Origin of the sequence: Nocardia sp. CC201C, assembly GCF_030010695.1 — a bacterium.
Lineage (GTDB): Bacteria > Actinomycetota > Actinomycetes > Mycobacteriales > Mycobacteriaceae > Nocardia > Nocardia otitidiscaviarum.
This window is the reverse complement of record NZ_JASCXP010000566.1, coordinates 1-3,611: the sequence shown is the minus strand read 5'-3', so window position 1 is coordinate 3,611 and position 3,611 is coordinate 1. Positions and strand designations below refer to the sequence as shown.

3 protein-coding genes are annotated in these 3,611 nt (G+C 71.2%); 2 read left to right on the top strand and 1 reads right to left on the bottom strand.

What is annotated here, in order from left to right:
- Positions 1-117 precede the first annotated feature (117 nt).
- The gene (locus QK444_RS34120; protein ID WP_282786139.1) at positions 118-1,605 is read left to right on the top strand and encodes an AlkA N-terminal domain-containing protein; all 1,488 of its coding nucleotides are present in this window, start codon (positions 118-120) and stop codon (positions 1,603-1,605) included.
- Complete coding sequence (locus tag QK444_RS34115) at positions 1,602-2,153, top strand: methylated-DNA--[protein]-cysteine S-methyltransferase (protein WP_282786138.1); 552 nt, start codon at positions 1,602-1,604, stop codon at positions 2,151-2,153. Before QK444_RS34120 ends, QK444_RS34115 begins: the two co-directional genes overlap by 4 nt.
- A 568-nt stretch (positions 2,154-2,721) precedes the next feature.
- Here the strand turns inward: QK444_RS34115 and QK444_RS34110 are convergent.
- Positions 2,722-3,611 (bottom strand): SbcC/MukB-like Walker B domain-containing protein (locus QK444_RS34110; RefSeq protein WP_282786137.1); only part of this gene is annotated, 890 nt, incomplete at its 5' end.

The window sequence follows — 3,611 nt, the reverse complement described above, 5'->3', positions numbered from 1 at the left end:
CGTACTGGCGGCAACGGCACGCGGCCGCCGACCGCAATCCCGGCACCCGCTGTTGCTGACCGCCGGGGGATAATGGCGGATTTCCGCTAGCGGATATCCGCCCCGCCTGGGAGGGTGATGTGCGTGAGTGCAACCGGACTGGACTTCGAACGGTGCTACCGCGCTGTCGCGACCCGGGACGCCCGCTTCGACGGGCAGTTCTTCACCGCCGTGCGGACCACCGGAATCTATTGCCGCCCATCGTGTCCGGCCATAACGCCGAAACGCACCAACGTCACCTTCCTGCCCACCGCGGCGGCCGCACAGCAGTGCGGATTCCGCGCCTGCCGCCGCTGCCTGCCCGATGCCGCACCGGGCTCTCCGCTGTGGAACACCCGGGCCGACTTGGCCGCTCGCGCCATGCGGCTCATCGCCGACGGCGTGGTGGAACGCGGCGGAGTGCCCGCGCTGGCCGACTCCCTCGGCTATTCCCAACGGCAGCTGACCCGTGTGCTGACGTCCGAACTGGGCGCTGGCCCACTGGCTTTGGCGCGTGCGCACCGCGCGCACACCGCGCGGCTGCTGATCCAGACCACCCAGCTGTCCATGTCGGATATCGCCTTCGCGGCCGGATTCGCCAGCATCCGCCAGTTCAACGACACCGTGCGGGAAGTCTTCGCCGTCAGCCCCACCCGACTACGCGAGGAGGTGCGGCGCAACAGCGATGCGGTGGCCGCGACCAACGGGTCGCTGACCCTGCGGCTGCCCTACCGGGAACCGCTGGACCGGACGTGGCTGGAATGGTTCCTGTCCGCGCACGCCACCCCCGGACTGGAACTGTGGGAGGACGGCGTCTACACCCGCACCCTGCGCACCCCGCACGGGCATGCCACCGTACGGCTGAACGTGCGAGAAGGACATGTGCGGGCGGCGCTGTCGCTGCACGATATGCGCGATCTCGCGCCGACGGTGGCCCGGCTGCGGCATCTGCTCGATCTCGACGCCGATCCGGTCGGCATCGACGAGGCGCTCGCCGCCGGATCGGGCCTGCCGCTCGGTCCCGGCATTCGGGTGCCCGGCTGCCTGGACGGCCCGGAACTGTTGCTGCGCACCATGATCGGGCAGCAGATCTCGGTGGCCGCCGCCAATACGCACACCGCACGGCTGGTGACAGCGCTCGGCGACCCGGCCCCCGGTCCGGTGCCGTACCTGTTTCCGACACCCACGGCCGTCGCCGAACGAGGTGCGGAGGTGTTGACCGGCCCGGTCCGGCGCACCGCCGCCATCGTGGGCGCGGCGCGGGCGCTGGCCTCCGGCGACCTCGTCCTGCACGCGGGACGCACCGCCGCCGATGTGCGCCGCGACCTGCTCGCCCTGGAGGGAGTCGGGCCCTGGACGGCCGATTACGTGACCATGCGCCTGCTCGCCGACCCCGACATCCTGCTGCACACCGATCTGGTGGTGCGCCGCGGCGCGAACCTGCTCGGACTCGACCTCACCGATACCGGCCGCTTCGCGCCGTGGCGGTCCTATCTCTCCATGCACCTGTGGAAGCACGCCCTGGCCAATCCGGCCGCCGCCCCCGACGGCGCGACCCGCGCCAGGAAAGCGAGAACCGCACTGTGACCACCGCCCACAGCCCCCGGTCCACGACCGGAACAGACTCGCGGACGGCCGATTTCGCCACCGTCGCCACACCGATCGGGCCGTTCACCGCCGTGGTCGACGGCGACGGCGCGGTACTCGCCTCCGGCTGGACCGACGACGTCGAACAGCTGCGCGGGGTCATCCATCCCGCGCTGCGACCCGACACGCTGCGGCGGCGTGACTCGCTCGGGGCCGTGACCGCGGCCGTCGAGGCCTACCACGACGGCGATCTGCTCGCCATCGACACCGTGCGCGTGCGCCAGACATCCGGACCGTTCCTCACGCACGCCTGGGACATCCTGCGCAAGATCCCCGCCGGAAATCCGGTCACCTACACCGAGTACGCCACCGTATCCGGCCGCCCGGCCGCCACCCGTGCCGCCGCCAATGCCTGCGCCCGCAATGCGGCGGCCCTGTTCGTCCCCTGCCACCGCATCATCCGCACCGACGGCACCCTGGGCGGATTCCGGTGGGGGCTCGATATCAAGCGCTGGCTGCTGGTTCACGAGAGCGCCGCGACGAACTGACGACGCAGTCCGTGCGCGGCCGCAATCCCATATGCGGCAGCAACCCCCACGCACGGCCGCAGGCCACGCCCGGCCGTGATCTCGTACGGCGAGGTCATCGGCCCGCTCCAGAGCCCCACTCTCGGCCGACCGCCGTACTGCCGAGAAACTTGTGCGCCATCGCGACCCGCAGACGGCAATGCCGCCACCCCACGTCGGCGGTGGCACCGCCGCGTCCTTCTCTCGGCAGCCAGCTCTCTCAGCAGCCGTGACGTCGGTTCGTCGACATCGCGGTTGCGGCAGGAATAGCGCGACCGTCGTACCCGTGCCGCGACGGGTCGAGCCCTTCTCGTCGCCGAGCCACCGCTGCTCGAGCCCGCGGTGCATCCGACCGCGCGCGTATCGCAACCGATCGAGCCCGCAGCGCAACGGATCGAACCCACAGCGCAACCGATCGAACCCACAGCGCAACCGATCGAACCCACAGCGCAACCGATCGAACCCGCAGCGCAACCGATCGAGCACGATCCGCTGCCGACCGGGCCTGCGACGGATCAGGCCGAGCCGGTGCCGTGTCTGTCGGAAACCGCTATGCCACGTTGGTTTCCAGGTACGAGCCGGTGCGGCCGCGCACCACGTGCAGGCGGCTGGGGATGCGCTGGCGCATTTCGTCGACGTGGCTGACCACGCCGACCACGCGGCCGCCGGAGCGGAGTTCGTCGAGCACGCCCATGACCGCGTCCAGAGTGTCGGCGTCCAGGCTGCCGAAACCCTCGTCGATGAAAAGGGTGTCGAGGACCAGGCCGCCGGATTCGGCGGCCACCACATCGGCGAGGCCCAGCGCCAGGGACAGCGAGGCCATGAAGGTCTCACCGCCGGAGAGGGTTTTGGCGGGGCGGATGGCTCCGGTGTAGTCGTCGCGGATGTCCAGGCCCAGACCGCCGCGGCGGCCACGCGGACCGGCCGCATCGGAGTGGACGAATTCGTAACGGCCCCCGGACATTCGGCGCAGCCGCACGGAACCGGCGAGGGCCACCTCCTCGAGCCGGGCGGCGAGCACATAGGAGCGCAGCGACATCTTGCGGTTGTTCTCCCCGCGACCCGCCACCACATCGGCCAGGCCCGAGAGCTCCTCGTGAGCACGCTGCAACGGGGCGATCCGGTCCACGGCCGCCCAGAGCTGGCCGCACAGTTCCTCGAGCTGTTCGACCCGCCGAGTGGCATCCGCGTGCGCGGCCACGGCGGCCTTGAGCTGCGACTGCGCCTGTGCCGCTGCCTCTTCCCACTGCTCGAGATCGCCCAGCGGGGCGGTCGCGGCGGCGCGGACCTCCGGTTCGGCGAGCACCGATTCGGCGCTGGCGCGAGCGCGGTCGGCCGCGACGAGTTCGTCTTCGAGGTCGGCCTGCTGCTGTGCGGTGCGGGCGGCGGTGTCCACCACGCGGGCGTAGTCGGCGAGCACGGTGTAGTCGGGGCCGCTGC